General features: G+C 72.9%; 13 protein-coding genes. 7 read left to right on the top strand and 6 right to left on the bottom strand.

What is annotated here, in order from left to right:
* Window positions 1–60: 60 nt before the first annotated feature.
* A complete protein-coding gene (locus tag BMW62_RS02095) occupies window positions 61–1,179 on the bottom strand; it encodes a sulfotransferase family protein (RefSeq protein WP_091929198.1) in 1,119 nt (372 codons plus the stop codon).
* Entirely contained in the window at window positions 1,176–2,498 is a 1,323-nt protein-coding gene (locus tag BMW62_RS02090) for an O-antigen ligase family protein (RefSeq protein ID WP_091929197.1), read from the bottom strand. The genes BMW62_RS02095 and BMW62_RS02090 overlap by 4 nt, the downstream gene beginning before the upstream one ends.
* A gap of 77 nt (window positions 2,499–2,575) precedes the next feature.
* Here BMW62_RS02090 and BMW62_RS02085 point away from each other — a divergent pair, with 77 nt between their 5' ends.
* A complete protein-coding gene (locus BMW62_RS02085; protein ID WP_139206167.1) occupies window positions 2,576–3,526 on the top strand; it encodes a sulfotransferase family protein in 951 nt (316 codons plus the stop codon).
* 5 nt (window positions 3,527–3,531) lie between these two features.
* Here the strand turns inward: BMW62_RS02085 and BMW62_RS02080 are convergent, their stop codons facing one another.
* Together BMW62_RS02080 and BMW62_RS02075 are read right to left on the bottom strand one after the other, a co-directional pair.
* On the bottom strand, window positions 3,532–4,302 hold the full coding sequence (locus BMW62_RS02080; protein WP_091929195.1) for a polysaccharide deacetylase family protein: 771 nt from the start codon (window positions 4,300–4,302) through the stop codon (window positions 3,532–3,534).
* Window positions 4,299–5,435 carry a glycosyltransferase family 4 protein gene (locus BMW62_RS02075; RefSeq protein WP_091929194.1) on the bottom strand — a complete coding sequence of 379 codons (1,137 nt, stop codon included), beginning with the start codon at window positions 5,433–5,435 and terminating at the stop codon, window positions 4,299–4,301. The genes BMW62_RS02080 and BMW62_RS02075 overlap by 4 nt, the downstream gene beginning before the upstream one ends.
* Before the next feature lie 231 nt (window positions 5,436–5,666).
* Here BMW62_RS02075 and BMW62_RS02070 point away from each other — a divergent pair, with 231 nt between their 5' ends.
* Both BMW62_RS02070 and BMW62_RS02065 read left to right on the top strand, forming a co-directional pair.
* Window positions 5,667–6,770 (top strand): hypothetical protein, encoded by a 1,104-nt coding sequence (locus BMW62_RS02070; RefSeq protein WP_139206166.1) that lies wholly within the window; start codon window positions 5,667–5,669, stop codon window positions 6,768–6,770.
* Entirely contained in the window at window positions 6,767–8,476 is a 1,710-nt protein-coding gene (locus tag BMW62_RS02065) for a fibronectin type III domain-containing protein (RefSeq protein WP_091929192.1), read from the top strand. The genes BMW62_RS02070 and BMW62_RS02065 overlap by 4 nt, the downstream gene beginning before the upstream one ends.
* 348 nt (window positions 8,477–8,824) lie before the next feature.
* On the opposite strand, the gene BMW62_RS02060 is transcribed toward BMW62_RS02065, so the two are convergent.
* Window positions 8,825–10,231, bottom strand: a complete 1,407-nt coding sequence (locus BMW62_RS02060; protein WP_170852174.1) for a sugar transferase — start codon at window positions 10,229–10,231, stop codon at window positions 8,825–8,827.
* Between the two features lie 520 nt (window positions 10,232–10,751).
* Between BMW62_RS02060 and BMW62_RS02055 the strand changes: the two genes are divergently transcribed.
* From BMW62_RS02055 to cysN, 4 genes are all read left to right on the top strand, one after another.
* A complete protein-coding gene (locus BMW62_RS02055) occupies window positions 10,752–11,729 on the top strand; it encodes a sulfite exporter TauE/SafE family protein (protein WP_091929454.1) in 978 nt (325 codons plus the stop codon).
* Window positions 11,730–11,950: 221 nt separating this feature from the next.
* Window positions 11,951–12,751, top strand: coding sequence for a 3'(2'),5'-bisphosphate nucleotidase CysQ (locus tag BMW62_RS02050; protein WP_170852173.1), 801 nt, complete (start codon window positions 11,951–11,953; stop codon window positions 12,749–12,751).
* 16 nt (window positions 12,752–12,767) lie between these two features.
* A complete protein-coding gene (cysD, locus tag BMW62_RS02045) occupies window positions 12,768–13,673 on the top strand; it encodes a sulfate adenylyltransferase subunit CysD (protein WP_244523783.1) in 906 nt (301 codons plus the stop codon).
* Window positions 13,673–15,571 (top strand): sulfate adenylyltransferase subunit CysN, encoded by a 1,899-nt coding sequence (cysN, locus tag BMW62_RS02040; RefSeq protein ID WP_091929189.1) that lies wholly within the window; start codon window positions 13,673–13,675, stop codon window positions 15,569–15,571. Before cysD ends, cysN begins: the two co-directional genes overlap by 1 nt.
* Here the strand turns inward: cysN and BMW62_RS22415 are convergent.
* On the bottom strand, window positions 15,564–15,701 hold the full coding sequence (locus BMW62_RS22415) for a hypothetical protein (protein ID WP_170852172.1): 138 nt from the start codon (window positions 15,699–15,701) through the stop codon (window positions 15,564–15,566). The two genes, cysN and BMW62_RS22415, sit on opposite strands and share 8 nt — an antisense overlap.
* Window positions 15,702–16,170: the final 469 nt, after the last annotated feature.

Raw genomic sequence — 16,170 nt, 5'->3', positions numbered from 1 at the left:
GCGCCCGCGGCGCGTCCACGAGCGCGCGGGCGTCGCCGGCCCCCGGCCGCCCGGGGGCCGCTAGTCCCGGGGCTGCGGCTTCCGGCGCTGCGCTGTCCGGTTGCGCACCGCGCCGCTCGCGGCGCCGAACAACTCGATCGGCACCCCGGTGGCCCGGCGCTGCGCCCGCCGGGCGGCATTGGTCCAGCGCACCGCCCGGCTCGACCGGATCCGTGCCAGAGCCGCTTCGGCCGCCTGCAGCCGCTTCGCGAGCTCTGCCGGGCTCATGTCCGGCATGATCACGGCCGCCGTGTCCTCGGCCACCGACACCGCCCCCTCGCCGGCCTGCCGCTCCGCGAGTCCGGCGCGGGTCAGGAGCCGGCGCCGCCCCTCGGGGTTCGGGGGCACCAGCGCCCCGGGCGCCCCGGGCTCGGTCGGCAGGTAGCCGAGGAAGCGGGCCAGCGGGCCGGCGGAGGACTCCAGCAGCCGGCGGGTGTCCTCCGTCATCGAGTCGGACCAGCGGTGCGCGCGGTCGGTGGTGATGGGATCCCGGGTCCTGGTGGCGCCTGCCGAGATCCGGGGAGTGCCCCGGGCGGCCTGCACGTCGTTGTGGCGCAGCAGGTCCTCCGACCAGGGCTCGTCCAGGAACTCGACCAGTTCGTGCAGGGTCTCCTCCGGGTGCGCCACGAGGTCCTCGTAGCGCAGCAGGGCGAAACGGTCGTCGGCGAGTTCGAGGCCCCGGCGCAGGATCTCCTTGTTCGTGCTCTCCCAGTAGGTGACGGCATCCGAGGTCTCGTAGTGGAACTTCTCGACCAGGGAGTGCACGACCGCGCCGGGGTGGCGGACGATGGCGACGAAGACGGCGTCCGGGAACAGCGCCGCCATCTGGGCGATGTACCGCGAGTGGAAAGGCGTCTTCTCACCCCACCGGCTCTTGCCCTGGGACCGCGCGTACCGCTCGAACATGCCGGCGTAGAACTCGCGCAGCCGCGCGTCGAACTCCTCCTCGGTGAAGCCCAGCCGCTCGAACCAGTTCCGGCCGCGCGCCCAGTTCGGGATCTCCTTCGCGGCCGTCAGGCCGCCCATGAAGCCGGTCTCCTCGCAGATGGAGATGTTCGGGTGCGCGTCGAGGACCAGCCGGAACAGCGTGCTGCCGGAGCGCATGGTGCCCACGACGAAGATCGGGCGGTCGAGCGTCACTGCACCTCCTGCTGGGCCGGCACGAGACCTCCCACTGCCGGGCGCGCCGGCTCCGCCCGCTCCCGGGTGGCCGCAGCGACGGTCTCCGAGACGGCGACGTAGGCGATGACGGCCCAGAAGAACTTGTAGTTGATGTTGGACAGGAAGAAGGAGGAGACGCACGTGCCCAGCAGGGCCGCCATCGGTGGGGCCCGCATCGCGGCGGGCAGTCGCCACGCGCTCAGCAGGGCGACCGCCAGGCCGAGCACCATGATCACCAAGCCGGGCAGGCCGACCTCGATCACCGCGAGCAGGAAGATGCTGTGCGGCTCGAAGGTGGCGCCGCGCGGCTGCACCCGCGCCTCCGGGGTCGAGGACAGCTCCTGCTGGTAGACCGTGGGGAAGGCACCCCAGCCGGCCCCACCCAGGCAGTACAGCGGGCAGGCCTGGGCGCCGACCATCCAGATGTCGGTGCGCCCGGAGGAGTTCGTCGAGTTCTCGACCTGCCGCCGCCCGAAGCCGAACGGCTGGAACATCAGCGCCAGCGCGATCAGCACCACCACCGAGGTGGCGATCACCGCCTTGCGGGCCCGGGGTGCGATGCCGAGCCACAGGACGACCGCGAAGACGACGAAGGCGCTCAGCAACCCGCCGCGGGAACCGGTCATGAGGATCCCGAGGAGGAGGAGCAGCGTCGCGGCGCCGTGGAGGAGGCGGCTCCGGCCGGACTCCGTCAGGGTGCGCGACGCGGCCACCGCGAGAGGGAGGAGCAGGGCGGCGGCCTCGTTGTTGGCCCCGAGCAGGTCGTCGCCGAACCGCGGGGGGCCGTCACCGGGCCCCGTCCTCTTCCCCGGGAGACCGCCGAGCAGGGTCATCTGCACGAGGCCGTAGCCCACGACGGCGACCCCGCCGGCCATGAGCGAGGTCGCGAAGAGCCGCAGCGTCCGGTGGTCGAAGCGGGTCAGCACGAGCGCCACCAGCAGGACCACGTTGCTGGCCAGGATGCGGAGGTCGAGGAAGGTCGCGCCCGGCGCGATGCTCCAGAAGAGCGAGAACCCGGACAGGGCGAGGAAGGCCAGCCACACGGGGATCGCCAGCGGGATCCGGGCGCTCCCCCTCCGCGTCGTCACCAGCTGGATCAGGAGCGCGGCTCCCAGCAGCAGGCCGAGCAGCGAGGAGATCCCGCCGAACGCCCCGGGGAACACCTTGAAGCTCGAGCCGAACGGGATCAGGACCGCGTAGGGGGGCAACGCGTAGCGCACCGGGTCGCGGAAGCAGGCGATGACGTAGGCGCCCAGGAGCGGCGACAGAGCCACGACGAACACCGTGGTCAGATCCACGCCCGGACCGCCTCTCCGCTCACAGGCCGGGGATCGTCGCACATTCCGGGCCCCTTGTGACCGCTACTGTTCGCGAGGTGGCACGGATCAAGGTTCTGTCGATCGTGGGGCCGGGACGCAGCGGCACGACGGTGCTCGCCGGCATCCTGGGAGCGGTCGACGGGGTGGTCGACGTCGGCGAGCTGCGGTGGTTGTGGCAGCGCGGACTGCTGGAGCGGCGCACGTGCGGGTGCGGTCTCCCGGTGGGCGAGTGCCCCCTATGGTCCGCGGTCGTCGCCGAGGTCGCGGCCGGCCGGACCGGGACCGTCGCAGCGCTCGCCGGGGAGATCGCCTCGGCCCAGGCGCTGCTGACCTCCCGCCGGCGCCGGCTGCGGGTGGTCCGGAGCGCGGCGACCGGCGCCGACTGGCGGCCGCTCGAGCCGATCCGGACGGTCACGGGCCAGCTCGTGCGGGCGGTCGCCGAGGTGACCGGGGCGCGCGTCATCGTCGACAGCTCCAAGCGGGCGCAGGACGCCGCCGTGCTCGCCGGGCTCCCGGACGTCGACCTCTACGTCCTGCACATGGTGCGCGACCCTCGCGCGGTCGTCTTCTCGTGGGGCAGGCGGGACAAGACGATCCGGGTGGACGGGGGATCCCGGCCGATGGGGACCCGGGGGCTGCTGTCGAGCGTCAGCCGCTGGATGGAGAACGGCCTGGGTGCCGCGGCCCTGCGCCGGCACGTCCCGGCCGACCGGTGGATGTTCGTGCGCTACGAGGAGTTCGCCGCCCAGCCCCGGGTGACGGTCTCGCGCATCCTCACCTTCCTCGGCGAGGACGCCGCCGCACCGTTCGTCGACGACGACTCCGTGGTGCTGGACGTGAACCACACCGTGGCCGGCAACCCGAACCGGTTCCGCGTCGGGCCGGTCACCATCCGCCTGGACGACGAGTGGAGCCGGCGCATGCCGCGCCACCGCCAGCTCCTGGTGCAGGGGCTGACGTGGCCGCTGCGGCGCACGCTCCCGGGCGGGACGTCCCGTCCGGCCTGACCTGCTCAGGTCCTCGCGCGCACCTTCCCGACCACGGCCTTCACCCGACGGGCGCTCCGGGCGACCGGGTCCGACGTGCGCAGGGGCAGGTACGGACGTGCTTCCTTGACGCGGACGGCGAGCAACCCGTTTCCGCGCCAGATGCCGACCCGGGGGACGGCGTAGGGCCCTGGCACCTCGGCCGTCTCGGGCAACGCGAACGCGTGCGTGTAGCCGGCCGCGGCGGCCGCCTTGCGCACGCCGGCGTCGTGCAGCCCGCGGGGATAGGCCAGCTGGGTGACCTCCCGGCCGAGGAGGTCGGAGAGGAACTCCCGGCTCGCTCGCAGGTCTCGGACGCACTCCTCGTAGGACAGGTCCGTGAGGTCGTGGTGGGCCCAGCTGTGCGACTGGAAGTCCACACCGGCGTCCTGCATCTCGAGGACCTGGTCGCAGGTCAGCGTGGTCAGGCGCGCGGTGCCCGCGCCCTTGACCCAGTCGACCGGCCGGCCGGCCGGCGTGAGGGTCTGCGCGACGAGGAAGACGGTGGCCGGCAGGCGCAGGCGGGTGAGCACCGGAAGCACGTGCTCGTGCAGCGCGGCGAAACCGTCGTCGAACGTCAGCGCGACCGTTCCGCTCGGCAACCGCATGCGGGCGTCCAGCCGGGGAAGGGCCTCGGCGAGGGGGAGGACGTGGCGGCTGCGGCTGAGCCACGCCATCTGCTGGGCGAACGCCTCGGGCCTGACCGCGAGGGGGGACTCCCAGTCCGGCTCCACCGAGTGGTAGCAGAGGATGGTCATCGGGCTCCTCCCGCGCGGCCCCGCCGCCGTGCGGCCGGGACGAGTTGGTCGTAGAGAGCGGACACGTTAGCGGCGGTGACCTCGCTGGAGAACATCTCCACGACCCGCTCTCTCCCCGCCTCCCCCATGCGGCGCCGCAGCTCCGGGTCGGTGAGCAGCGGCTCGAGCGCATCCGCGAGCTCTTTCGGGCTCTGCACCGGCACGACACGTCCGGTGACCCCGTCGGCGACCGAGCGCGCCACGTCCCCCACGTCGGTGGCGACGACCGGCAGCCCGGCGGCCATCGCCTCGAGCACCGACAAGGGCATCGCCTCCCACCAGGACGGCAGGCAGAACACGTCCGCGGCGGCGAACTCGGCGGGCATCTCCTCGGGGGTTCGGGTACCGAGCAGCCGCGCGGACCCGTCCAGGCCGGCGCGGACCTCCGCCTCCGCGGCCGGCCCCTCGTCCGGGGTCCCTCCGAGGAGCCAGGTCTCGTGGTCGACCCCCCTGTCCCGCAGCAGCCGCGACGCCTCGAGCAGGTCCAGCACCCCCTTGCGCGGCGTCAGCAGACCCACGTAGAGGACCCGCGGCGGCTCGTGGTCGCCCTCGCGCTGGGGACGGCCCTCCACCGGCACCCCGTTGTCGATGAGCAGCACGCGCCCCTCGGGCAGGACCTGGCGGAGAGCCCGCTCGCCCGCCGTCCACACCGCGACCACCCGGGAGGCCGGGACCATGGCCAGCCGCAGGAGGAAGCGGCGCAGCGGCGTGGTCAGCCAGAACTGGATGTTCCCGCCGTGCGCGTGCACCACGACGGAGCAGCCCCGGGCGCGACCGGCGACGGCGAGCAGCGCCGCACGGAGGACGGTCACGGCCGGCGCCAGGGCCGAGTGGATGTGGACGATGTCGCACCCGCGGGCCCGCCGCCACACCGACACCGCGTCCTGGACGGTGCGACGGAGGTTGCCCCAGGTCACGTGCCCGCCCTCGGGTGTGCCCGCGTGCGCCACGTTGAGGAACCGGAGGTCGTGGTCCAGGGCCAGGCGGCTGCCGAGCAGCGTGTCCAGGAAGGTCGGGATGCCGCCGCGGTCGGGCGCTCCCTTCCCCACCATCAGCACCGTCTTCCTGCTGGCGTTCTGCCGTGAGCTCGACATCCGGTCTCTCCGGGGTCGTGGGGGCGGCCGGGAGGCCTCCGAGGGAGGGCGGACGATACCCCATCCCCAACGGCCGATCAGCGGTTATGGTGGCGCTCCGCCGAGCCGGCCAGGTGGAGGACGGGGACTATGTCTGTGAGCTCCGAACAACCGAGATTCGGTCGCAAGCTGAGCTGGTGCCTCAGGCACTTCAGCTGGGTGCCGCTGGTCTGCCTCCTCGTGGGAGCCGCCGTGCCGCTGCTCGTGGTGCGGGCCGAGCGGACGTACCAGGCCGAGGCGCTGGTGGTCGCCCGCCAGCTCACGGTCCACCAGCGGGTCCTCCCGTCGCTCGCCGAGTCGGTGTTCTCCGGCGGGGCCGTCGCGAACGCCGTGGCCGCGGACCCGGCGCTGGGCCCGGCGGTGGGCGGTGCGGCGAACGGCCTCGTCCCCGGCACGCTGTCCGTGGTCGCCGGGCCGGACTCCGTGACGATGGTGGTGCAGGCCCGCGACGACGACCCGGTGACCGCGGCGCGGGTGGCCGACCTGGCGGCCCAGGCGTACGCGGCGGAGCTGAACCGCGCCGGCTCCGGCGTCGGCGAGTTCGCCGTGCTCTCGCCCGCCCTCGTGCCGACCACGCCGCTGGACCCGGTCTCCTACCCCTTGCAGGCGGGAGCGGGCGCACTCGCCGGCCTGGCCCTCGGGCTGGGACTGATCGCGATGATCGCCGCCCTCCGCCAGCCCTGCGTGACGTCTCCGGACGTCAAGGACGCCGTGGGCGTGCCCCTGCTGGGGATCGTGGAGCTGCCCCGTGCGACGCCGGGGACCTACCTGGGCGCCCGCGGGGTGCGCGGCATCGCCGCGGTGACCCGCTGGCTCGCCACCGCTCCGGCCGGGCGGCTCACCCTGATCAGCTCCCCGTCGGCCGAGGGGTTGCGGCACCGCATCTTCGTCATGGTCGCGATCGCGATGTCCACCGTCCGGCCCGTGCGGTTGCAGGCACCCCAGGAGATCGTCGACGCGGCGCGCGCGCAGACGCGCCAGGCCGGGGACGCCATGCCCTCCGAGCTCCGCCACGAGGAGACCGGTGAGCTGCTCCTCGTCGACGGGGGGTCCCCGTCGGAGCTCGTCGACCCGGCCGCGGCCCCCGTGTACGTGATCGCCGTGGCGCCGCTCGGCATCTCCCCCCGGCGGCTGCGCGCGCTGGCGCTGGACTACCTCGACGGTGGCCTGCTCGGCGTCATCCTCGTCAAGCGCCGGCTCGGGCTGCGCGCACGGCGCGGGGTCTCGCGGTCGCCCGCCCAGGCGACCCGGGCACTGCAGCCGGCCGGTGACGTGCCCGCCCCGGAGCCGGCGTGACGCGGAGGGGCCGGCGGTCTCGCGGCCTGTGGCTCCTCGCTCTCGTCGTCGCGCTGGCCACCGGCGGGACCGTCCCGGCCGGGGCCGACACGACCACGCAGCCGCAGACCTTCCAGGGCCCCGGGTACAGCCCGGAGTACGCGGATCCGCCGACCGGCAGCGAGAACCAGAGCAAGCTGTGGTTCCACGCGGACGCCTGGTGGGCGCTGATCGTCGAGCCGACGGGCCGCTCGGCCCGGGTCTTCGAGCTCATGCCCGACCACACCTGGCGGCCGACATCGGCGGTCGTCAACACCGACACCGGGGACGTCGGGGACGCCCTCCGGGACGGTGACGCCGTCCACGTCGTGACCCGGAGCAGCGACGCGTCCCTGTTCTACGTGAACCTGTCCTTCGACGCAGCCGCGCGGGACTACCGGGTCGCTGCCCCCGTGCTGGTGACCCCGCGCAACTCCGGCTCACCACCCACCATCGCGAAGGACGCGGCGGGCGCGCTCTGGGTCGGCTACGCCACCGCCACCAACGTCGTGGTCATCCGCAGCCTGGACGGCGGGCTCACCTGGGGCCGCGTGACGACGTTGTCGTCCGGAGGGCCAGGCGGGGCCGTGGAGGCCGGCGCCCTCATCGCCTTCGATGACCGCGTCGGGATGCTCTGGTCTGACCAGGCGAGCGGCTCCTTCCGCTTCGCGTCGCACCGCGCCGGGGACGACCCCACGGTCTGGACGCAGGAAGTGGCGGTGAGCGGGCCCAACGTCGCCGACAACCACGTCAGCCTCGGGCGCATCCCCGGGGCGTCAGGAGACACGCTCGTCGCCGTGGTGAAGACCGCGGACGGCGATCCGATCGGCAACCCCGCCGCGGGCAAGATCGCCGTCCTGGTGCGCGCTCCCGGAGGGCAGTGGTCCACCGTCCTCGTCAGCTCGCTGGACGAGGGGTTCAACGACCCGATCGTCCAGGTCGACCTCGCGACGAACTCGCTGCACGTCCTCGCGAGCTACAACGGCTCGATCGTGCGCAAGACGTCCCCCCTGGACGCGATCGCCTTCCCGCCCGGGATGGGCACGACCCTGGTGAACGGCACGGGTCACCAGTTGAGCAACCCGACGGGAACCAAGGACGTCCTGGACGCGCGATCCGGCCTGGTGGTCCTGGCGAGCGACTGGCACAGCCGCACCTACCGGCACGCGGAGATGCCGCTGGGGCCGCCCGCGGCCGATCCCGCCGACCAGGTGCCGCCCACGTCGCCGCCGACGGTGCAGGCCCAGGTGCTCTCCTCCGGGGCGGTCGCCCTCTCCTGGGCCGCCGCCAGCGACGGGGACCGCTGGGTGCCGGGCGGCACCGGTGTCCCGGTGGCCGGGTACGTCGTCTCGCGCGACGGCGTGGAGATCGCCTCGGTGCCCACGACCGGCATGCGGGACCAGCTGCCGGCGGCGTCGGAGACCGCGGCCTCCAGGGTGGTCGAGTACTCGGTCGCCGCCGTCGACGCCTCCGGCAACCGCTCCGCCCCGGCCGCGCTGACCGTGGAGATCCCCGCGGGCGGCTCGTCACGCACGCTGGTCCTCGTCGCCGTCGGGCTGCTGGCCCTGGCCGCCGTCCTGGCCGCGGGCTACCTCCTGTACCGCTGGAGAGTGGTACGCGGTACGCAGCTGCCGCGCCCCCCGCAGCGGTCCCGCGAGCTCACCCGGGAGCGCACCCCCGTCGCCTGAGCCCGGTGCACGTCGGCCCGTGCACGGGTCCGCTGCCGTTCAGGCCGGGCGCGATCGGACCGGTGCCCGGTCGCAGCCGCCGGCGAAGAGGATCCGGTCCCGTCGGCCGTCGCACCGGCCGGGTGGACGGGGCGGGTCCGTGCCGGGCCACGGAGTGCGGTGCGGCGCCGGGCCACGGGGTGCGGTGCGGTGCCGGGCCACGGGGCGAGGTGCGGCGCCGGGCCACGAGGCCGGTGGTGTCCCCGGCCCCACGGGGTCGGTGCGCGCCCGGGTCCGAGGCCGGACGCCGAGCTCAGCGGTGCAGCGGGCACCACACGCGGTCACCGCCCTTCCAGGACGGGTGGGGGCTCACCTGCCGGCGGCCCGCAACACCTGGCTGGCCGTCCGGAGCAGGATCTTCAGGTCCCCCCACATCGACCAGTTCTCGATGTAGAAGTTGTCGAAGCGGGCGCGGTCCTCGATCGAGGTGTCCCCGCGCAGCCCGTGCACCTGTGCCCATCCGGTGAGCCCCACGGGGACGCGGTGCCGCGCGAAGTACCACGGGAACTGACGGGTGAACTCGTCGACGAAGAAGGGGCGCTCGGGCCGGGGACCCACCAGGCTCATGTCGCCACGGAGGACGTTCCAGAGCTGTGGCAGCTCGTCCAGCGAGGTCCGGCGCAGGACCTTCCCGAACGGGCCCAGCCGCTTGTCCTCACCGATGTTCCAGTGGGTGTTGGCCTCGGACTCCTCCGCCGGTCGCATCGAGCAGAACTTGAGGAGTGTGAACGGGCGCCCGTCCAGACCCACCCTGGTCTGGTGGAAGACGACCGACCTGGTCTCCCAGAGGCTCATGAGCGTGCAGAGGAGCAGCACCGGGGCCAGCGCCAGCAGCAGGCTGGATGAGATGAAGATGTCGCTGGCCCGCTTGACCGACCAGGCCCTGGTGCGGAACGGCGCCCGCCGCATGCGCACGACCGGCATCCCCCACAGCACCTCGGTGTCCTTGGTGACCGCGTGCACCTCGAACAGCCGCGGGACGAAGAGGATCTCGCAGGCCAGCCGGTCGCAGGCCCGCAGCAGGTGCACGATCTCCGACTCCCTGACCGAGCCGAAGGTGACGATGACCAGGTCGACCCGGTGCTCCAGGACGACATCGGTGAGCGCCTCGTAACCGCCCAGCAGGGGAACGGGCCGTTCCTGCTGGTCCAGCAGCGGGTCGTCGTCCAGCATGCCCTTCGGGATGAGGCCGTACTCCGGATGGGCCGCGAGGTTCGCGGCCAGCTCGCCGGAGACCGAGCCCGCGCCGAGGATCAGTGCCCGCTGTCGCAGCCGGCCACGGCGCCGGGCCTCCCGGATGAGGCCGTAGGCGACCGCCCGGCCGACGATGCAGAGCACGCCGAAGAGGGCGCAGGTGACCAGCCTGGCGAGTCCGGCCGTCCCGTCGTTCAGCCCGCCGAGCACCATCGCGAGGGCGCCCGCGGCGAGCGACCGCCCGAGGATGTCGGGGACGTCGTCGAGCACCGACAGGCTCAGCCGCGGTCGGTACAGACCGCCGGCGTGGAAGAGCACCAGGATCAGGACGAGGATGACGAAGATCTTCCAGCTGGGCCGGGACGTCAGCGTCATCGCCAGCGCGAAGGCGGCGAGGTCCGCGCACACGAGCACCGTGCGGATGAAGAACCTGCGCTTGCGTCCGCGCTTGCGGCCGCCGCGGAGGTGGCCGAGCGAGGTCGACGCCGACGGCTGCCGGACGGTGTTCCTCGACAGCCGCACCCGACGCTTCTCGAGAGGATGCGCCCGCCCGCTCATCTCTCCTCGCATCCGCTGCTGCGGACGGCGCTCCGACGCCGGCGGGCCGTCGCGAGGGTGCCGGGCGGGCTGCTGTGCTCGGTCGGCAGAACTCGCAGGTACGTCTGCTGTGCGTCTGCAGCCATGGCCATCCTCGCCCGCAACCGTCCCGATGATGGAGCCGGACCATAGGGATCGCAGGCGTCCAGGAGAAGTGGTCGGCACGCGCTACGGCGGGGATGGCCGACCTTTCTCGGCCGCCCCCACGGAGCGCTGACCCAGCACATACGGTCGGTCAGGAACTCGCCGGGTGGCCGTCCGCTCGTCGACGAGTGTTCGCGGACCCGTCGGGCGGCGTTCTTTTCCCGGGACGCGAAACCTACTGGCCGGCCGCACGAGCCCCTATGGTCGGCGGCCAACGAAGGGCCCCCGGCCCGGCCCGTCGTCGAGGCCGGCCGGGGCAGACGAGACCGCGATGCGTCACCGACCGAGGCACGGGGTGGACATGGACTGGGATCCTGCGATCGCGGTCGCCGGCCTGCTGGTCGGCATCGTCGTCGGACTGACCGGGATGGGCGGTGGCGCCCTGATGACACCGATCCTGGTCTTCTTCTTCGGCGTCTCGCCCCTGGCGGCCGTGTCGAGCGACGTCGTGGCCAGCCTGTTCATGAAGCCGATCGGCGGCGTGGTGCACCTGCGACGCGGCACCGTCCACCTGGGCATGGTCGCGTGGTTGTGCGTGGGCTCGATCCCCGGGGCGTTCACCGGAGTACTGCTGCTGCGGTCCATCGGTGCGGGCGGGAACCTCCAGGACATCCTCCTGACCGCGCTGGGCGGCGTCCTGGTCCTCGCCTCCCTGGCGATGGCCGCGAAGGCCTACCTCCGGCTGAGGGAGAGGGAACGGCGTCGGGCCCGCGGCCGGGCCGACGCGCCGGAGCGGCCGCTGAGCACCATCCCGGTGAAGCGCCTGGCCACCGTGCTCGTCGGGGCAGGCGGAGGGCTGGTCGTGGGGATGACGTCGGTGGGCGCCGGGTCGCTGATGATCGTGTCCCTGCTGCTGCTCTACCCCTCCATCCGGGCCGGGCAGCTGGTCGGCACCGACCTGGTCCAGGCGGTGCCGCTGGTGGCGGCGGCCTCGGTCGGGCACCTCATGTTCGGCGACTTCGGCCTCGCCCTGACCGCCAGCGTGCTGGTCGGTGCCATCCCCGGGGTCTGGCTGGGCGCCCGGGTCTCCTCGCGTTCGCCCGGCAGCCTGGTCCGGCGGGCGCTCACCGTGATCCTCCTGGCGTCCGGGGTGAAGCTGCTCGGGGCCTCGACGGTGGTCGTCCTCGTCACCGTCGCCGCGGCGCTGGTCGGCGGCCTCGCGGCCTGGACGTGGGTGCGGGTCCGGCACGGCGAGGCGCCCCTGGCCCGCCAGGAACGCCGCCGCCGCCAGGCCGCCCGCGAAGCCGGACCCACCGCGACGTCCGCGCCGGTGAACTGACGGATGAACGCGACTGCCCGATGCACTTCGCGACAGGAGGTAGCCGAGCCGGTACAGGTAGTCCACGAGCGGACCCCGCAGCGCCGCCCCGGCAGCCTTTCGCCCGACCACCGCTGCGCACCAGGAACGAGCCCCTGTTCCGACATCCGGTCGACATGCAAGATGACGCACCTCGAACCGCCCCCCGGCCGTGCCGGAAGGCTTGACCAGTGAGGACGACCATGCCCCCGCAGCCGCAGCCGCCGACCAGGGACCTCGACCGGGAGGGGCTGTCGGACGTCGATCTGGCGGTCGAGCTGGCCGGGACGGCCGGGCGTGCCCTGCTCGAGCTGCGGTCCGGCGTGGGCGACCTGCCGGCCGACGAGGTGAAGAAGCGCGGGGACGCGGCCGCGCAGCAGGTCCTCGCCGCCGGGCTGGCCGTGGCCCGGCCGGGCGACGCCGTGCTGTCCGAGGAAGCGGTCGACGACGCCACCCGGCTCGACGCGAGCCGGGTGTGGATCATCGACCCCCTCGACGGCACCCGCGAGTACTCGGAGGGCCGGTCCGACTGGGCGGTGCACGTGGCGCTGTGGGAGGCCGGTTCGCTGGTCGCCGGCGCCGTGGCGCTCCCCGGGCTGGGGACCGTGCTCGCCACCGACCCCGCCGCGGTGACCCCCTCCCGGGACGCCGCGGCACCGTGGCGCATGGCGGTGAGCCGCAGCCGGCCCCCGGCCATCGCGACGGGCGTCGCCCAGGCCCTCGGCGCCGACCTCGTCGCGATGGGATCGGCCGGTTTCAAGGTCGCCGCCGTGGTCCGCGGCGAGGCCGATCTGTACGTGCACGGCGGCGGTCAGTACGAGTGGGACTCCGCCGCACCGGTCGCCGTCGCGGTGGCGGCCGGACTGCACGCGTCCCGCCTCGACGGGTCGCCGCTCCGCTACAACCAGCCCGACCCGTACCTCCCCGACCTGGTGGTGTGCCGGCCCGAGATGGCCGAGCGGGTGCTCACCGAGATCGAGAGGGTGCAGCGGGATGTCCAGTGAAGACCGGGGGTCGACGATGACCGACACGCTCACGCACCTGCAGCGGCTCGAGGCCGAGAGCATCCACATCCTCCGTGAGGCGGTCGCCGAGAGCGAACGCCCGGTGATGCTCTACTCGATCGGCAAGGACAGCTCGGTGATGCTGCACCTGGCCAGGAAGGCGTTCTACCCCGCGCTCCCGCCCTTCCCGCTGCTCCACGTCGACACGACATGGAAGTTCAAGCAGATGTATGAGTTCCGGGACAAGATGGCCGCCGAGCTCGGCATCGAGCTGCTGGTGCACCAGAACCCGGAGTGCCTGGAGCTGGGCATCAACCCCTTCAGCCACGGGTCGGCGACGCACACCGACATGTGGAAGACCCAGGGCCTGAAGCAGGCGCTGGACAAGTGGCGGTTCGACCTGGCGTTCGGCGGCGCGCGCCGCGACGAGGAGAAGTCCCGCGCCAAGGAGCGCGTCTTCTCCCTCCGCTCGGCGCAGCACCGCTGGGACCCCAAGCAGCAGCGTCCCGAGCTGTGGCGCACCTACAACGTGCGGCGCAACCCGGGCGAGACCATGCGGGTGTTCCCGCTGTCGAACTGGACCGAGCTCGACGTGTGGCAGTACATCTACCTCGAGGGCATCCCGATCGTATCCTTGTACTTCGGTGCGCCGCGGCCCGTGGTGGAGCGCGACGGGGCGCTGATCATGGTGGACGACGAGCGTTTCCCGCTCTTCGACGGCGAGGAGCCGCAGCTGCGCAGCGTGCGCTTCCGGACGCTCGGCTGCTACCCGCTCAGCGGCGCGGTGGAGAGCACCGCCGACACGCTGACCGCGGTGATCCAGGAGATGTTGCTGACCACCACCTCCGAGCGCCAGGGTCGGGTCATCGATCACGACTCCGCCGGCTCGATGGAGAAGAAGAAGCAGGAGGGCTACTTCTGATGACCGTGCCGTCGGGGCTCATCGCCGAGGACATCGAGTCCTACCTGGACATCCACCAGCACAAGTCGCTGCTCCGGTTCATCACCTGCGGCAGCGTCGACGACGGCAAGTCCACGCTGATCGGCCGGCTGCTGTACGAGTCACACCTGGTCTTCGAGGACCACCTCGAGGCGCTGGAGGCCGACTCGAAGACGGGGACGCAAGGCGGTGAACTCGACTTCGCGCTGCTGGTCGACGGGCTGGCCGCCGAGCGGGAGCAGGGCATCACCATCGACGTCGCCTACCGGTTCTTCTCCACCGAGAAGCGCAAGTTCATCGTCGCCGACACCCCGGGCCACGAGCAGTACACACGGAACATGGTCACCGGTGCGTCGACCGCCGAGGCCGCGGTGATCCTGATCGACGCGCGCCGGGGCGTGCTCACGCAGACCCGCCGGCACAGCTTCCTGGTCTCCCTGCTCGGGATCCGCAGGATCGTCGTCGCCGTCAACAAGCTCGACCTGGTCGGCTACTCGCGCGAGGTCTTCGAGGAGATCGAGGCCGAGTACCGCGACTTCGCCGCCCGGATCGGGCTGACCGACATCGTCTGCATCCCCATGTCGGCGCTCCGCGGCGACAACATCACCGAGCCCAGCCCGAACACGCCCTGGTACCACGGCCCGACGCTGCTCGGGCACCTCGAGACGGTTCCCGTGGGGCAGCACGCGAAGGATGGGCCGTTCCGCATGCCGGTCCAGTGGGTCAACCGCCCGGGCCACGACTTCCGCGGCTTCTCGGGGGTCGTCGTCGGCGGCCGCGTGCGGCCCGGCGACCGGGTCCGGGTGGTCCCGTCGGGGCAGCAGAGCACCGTCACGCGCGTCGTCACCATGGACGACGACCTCGACGAGGCCGTCGCCGAGCAGTCGGTGACGCTCACCCTCGCCGACGAGATCGACATCAGCCGCGGCGACGTGCTGTGCGCTGCGGACTCACCGGCGGGCTCCGCCGACCAGTTCGAGGCGCACGTCGTCTGGATGGCCGAGCACGAGATGCTGCCGGGTCGGCCCTACCTGCTGAAGCTCGGGACGCGCACGGTCCCCGCGTCGCTGAGCCGGCCCAAGTACCGCATCGACGTCAACACGCTCGAGCACACGGCGGCCACGACCCTGGCGCTCAACGAGATCGGGGTCTGCAACCTCAACCTGGACCGCCCGATCGCTTTCGACCCGTACGCGGAGAACCGGGACATGGGTGGCTTCGTGCTCATCGACCGGCTGACCAACGCCACCGTCGGGGCGGGGATGCTGCACTTCGCACTGCGGCGCTCGCAGAACGTCCACTGGCAGGCGATGGACGTCGACAAGGCGGCGCACGTCGAGCTGAAGGGTCACCGGCCCTGCGTCGTCTGGTTCACCGGGCTGTCGGGCGCCGGGAAGTCGAGCATCGCCAACCTCGTGGAGAAGCGGCTGCACGCGCTCGGAGTGCACACGACGCTGCTGGACGGCGACAACGTCCGGCACGGCCTCAACAAGGACCTGGGCTTCACCGAGGCCGACCGGGTCGAGAACATCCGCCGCGTGGGCGAGGTGTCGCGCCTGATGGTGAACGCGGGCCTCGTCGTCCTCGTCTCGTTCATCTCCCCGTTCCGGTCCGAACGACGGATGGCTCGCGACATGGTCGGCGAGGGGGAGTTCTGCGAGGTGTTCGTGGACACCCCGCTCGACGTCGCCGAACGACGCGACGTCAAGGGGCTGTACGGCAAGGCTCGGCGGGGGGAGCTCGCGAACTTCACCGGCATCGACTCCCCCTACGAGGTGCCCGAGGATCCGGAGATCCACATCGACACGACCGCGACGAGCCCCGAGGAGGCGGCTCAGCAGGTCGTCGTCAGGCTCCGGGAGCTGGGCGTCATCACCTGATCAGCGCCGCGCCGGCCCGTTCCCGGTCCCGCGCCTGCTCCTCGTGCAACGCGCTCCTCCCGAGCGCGGCGACGAAGACGGCGGCCAGGACGGCGACGACCGCCCAGATCGCGAGCACGGTCAGCATCATGCGGACCATCATGCGGGCACGAGCTGTCCGCGGGCCGACGGCCCGTTGACAGCTCGTCGGCGGGGAGGTGGACATCCGGTGGTGTGACCGCCCGCCGTCTCCGGACGCCGCCTCACGAGGAGGATGGAGGCAGCACGGTTGGAGTCGCCCTCGAGGCCGGGGGTGCCCGGCGCGTCCGGGCGTGCAGCCGTGGGGCGGACGAGGTCCGCAGCGGTCACGGCTGCCCCCGGACCGCTTCCGCCACCGCCCCTCGACCGCTCGGCGGCAGGAGCCTGACCGGCGCCTTCCGCAGCGCACGTCGGGGCGCAGGTGCCGGACGTGCGGCGGGGAACCGCGCACGTCGGCGTCCCCGCTAGACGATGGTCGGCGTCGGCTCGGTCGTCGGCGGCTCGGTCGTCGGCGTGGTCGGCGTGGTCGGCGTGGTCGTGGGCGTCGGCGGGGTGGTCGTGGGCGTCGGCGGGGTGGTCGT

Origin of the sequence: Blastococcus sp. DSM 46786 (genome assembly GCF_900109665.1) — a bacterium.
Lineage (GTDB): Bacteria > Actinomycetota > Actinomycetes > Mycobacteriales > Geodermatophilaceae > Blastococcus > Blastococcus carthaginiensis.
This window is presented reverse-complemented; position numbering and strand designations above follow the sequence as displayed.

Bases quoted from the DNA above. Each gene is read 5' to 3' on its own strand.
- BMW62_RS02080 (WP_091929195.1), bottom strand. From the start codon at position 4,302: ATGACCATCCTCTGCTACCACTCGGTGGAGCCGGACTGGGAGTCCCCC.
- BMW62_RS02050 (WP_170852173.1), top strand. From the start codon at position 11,951: ATGCCCCCGCAGCCGCAGCCGCCGACCAGGGACCTCGACCGGGAGGGG.
- BMW62_RS02075 (WP_091929194.1), bottom strand. From the start codon at position 5,435: ATGTCGAGCTCACGGCAGAACGCCAGCAGGAAGACGGTGCTGATGGTG.
- cysD (WP_244523783.1), top strand. From the start codon at position 12,768: ATGACCGACACGCTCACGCACCTGCAGCGGCTCGAGGCCGAGAGCATC.
- cysN (WP_091929189.1), top strand. From the start codon at position 13,673: ATGACCGTGCCGTCGGGGCTCATCGCCGAGGACATCGAGTCCTACCTG.
- BMW62_RS22415 (WP_170852172.1), bottom strand. From the start codon at position 15,701: ATGATGCTGACCGTGCTCGCGATCTGGGCGGTCGTCGCCGTCCTGGCC.
- BMW62_RS02055 (WP_091929454.1), top strand. From the start codon at position 10,752: ATGGACTGGGATCCTGCGATCGCGGTCGCCGGCCTGCTGGTCGGCATC.